The organism is Saccharopolyspora karakumensis (assembly GCF_004349225.1).
Taxonomy (GTDB): Bacteria; Actinomycetota; Actinomycetes; order Mycobacteriales; family Pseudonocardiaceae; genus Saccharopolyspora; species Saccharopolyspora endophytica.
Map to the genome: position 1 here is coordinate 1 of NZ_SMLA01000134.1, position 366 is coordinate 366.

Consider the following 366-nt stretch of genomic DNA (forward strand, 5'->3'; position numbering starts at 1 on the left):
GCCGTCGGGTTGCCCGAGGCGGATGATCCGCACGAATCGGGCGATGGTCATGGCGAACATGCTCCACGCGACGACGCCGAGCGCGACCGAGATCGCGCCAAGCGTGATCTGTACAGCACCCATGCTCACGATCCTTCACAGAGTGGTTTCGAGATGCTGGCGTGCCCGCGCCCACCCACGAAACGCAGGCACGCCGAGAACAGGGACGAGGCCTTCAGCCCTTGCGTGTGGTGACCTCGTCGGTGAGCTGCGGGGCGACCTTGAACAGGTCACCCACGACGCCGTAGTCGGCGATCTCGAAGATCGGCGCCTCCGGGTCCTTGTTCACCGCGACGATCGTCTTGGACGTCTGCATGCCCGCACGGT

The 366-nt window shown here is 65.3% G+C and carries 1 pseudogene; it reads right to left on the reverse strand.

What is annotated here, in order from left to right:
• Positions 1 to 214 precede the first annotated feature (214 nt).
• Positions 215 to 366 (reverse strand): annotated as a pseudogene (locus E1202_RS31155) (electron transfer flavoprotein subunit alpha/FixB family protein); the annotation flags it as partial.